The sequence below is a fragment of the Streptomyces sp. NPDC002130 genome (assembly GCF_040296465.1).
Lineage (GTDB): Bacteria > Actinomycetota > Actinomycetes > Streptomycetales > Streptomycetaceae > Streptomyces.
Genome location: NZ_JBEOXI010001168.1, coordinates 1 through 1103, shown reverse-complemented (window position 1 = coordinate 1103; position 1103 = coordinate 1). Strand labels below are relative to the sequence as shown.

1 protein-coding gene is annotated in these 1103 nt (G+C 60.5%); it reads right to left on the bottom strand.

Translation table 11 applies throughout. From position 1 onward, the window contains the following. Positions 1-270: 270 nt before the first annotated feature. On the bottom strand, positions 271-966 hold the full coding sequence (locus ABT116_RS49340) for a GAP family protein (protein ID WP_298777109.1): 696 nt from the start codon (positions 964-966) through the stop codon (positions 271-273). Between the last annotated feature and the right edge of the window lie 137 nt (positions 967-1103).

The following is a 1103-nucleotide window of genomic DNA, read 5'->3' as shown; positions in this document are numbered from 1 at the left end:
CTCCAGGGCGCTGAGTCGGTGAGTGAACACGAGACCTTCGAGGACAGTGTCGAGAGCAACGTACTTTCCGCTCGGTAGGTATCCGAGCATGGGTTCGGACAGATACTCGAGCACGTCGGCTACCTCGGTCGCCGATCCGCACTCCTCGAGATGGGTCGCCCACTCTTCGAGACTCAGCGGGCCTTGCTCGCGCAGATCAGCCTAAGCTGCGGAAGCAATGGAACCAGCGGCATCGTCGTGGAAATCAGTCACCCGCCAATGGTAGGCGACTTATTGCAGTCCGCTGAGCCCCTCGCCCAGCACTGTCGCACCGAGGATCACCAGAATGACCGCCATCATCACTGCATTGTTCGCCGTCATCCAAGCTTTCGCCGACACGAGGATGTCGTCGGCTCGCTTGCCGGAGAACACCTTCACCAGGATCGGCGACGCGATACCGACGCTCGCGATGATCGTGAAGATCACCGCGGCAACAATCTGTTGGGCAACAACATTCGTGGCGACTGCGATAGTGGCCGCACCGGATACCGCGAGCGCTGCATTCTTGGGATTGACCGCCGCGGACAAGAACGCCAACCCGAACGCCTTCCGCGGAGTCAACCCGTCGATGCTCTTCATCCACTTCGGAACTGTCGGATCACTTCCGTCCCTCGGACGCGCTCGCCACTGCTTGAACGCCAATCCGAACAGAACGAGCCCCAACACGATTCGTACGACGCTCGACCACACCGAACTCTGCGCCGACCCCGACGCCGACTCCGACTCCGACTCCGCAAACGAATAGTCCGCGATCACGATGGTCACCGCAACGACTGCCGAGATTCCGAGGACCCACCCGAGTAGAAAAGATGCCGCCCCGCGATGTGCTCCAGCGGTGATCATGACGAGCACGATCACCGCCATGGGCATCGAGACGAAAAGCAGGCCGAGGGCAATCGGAAGAGACAGACCGATCGCGGCTAGCACCGAAAACCTCCATTGAATACACGATCGATGATCGACTCGAAGTCGAAATCACGACGGGGGTGGCAGCATGACCTCGATGAGATGAGGACCGGGTTCCGCAAGCGCTGCGGCAAACTGCTCCGCCAACTCCTCCGCAG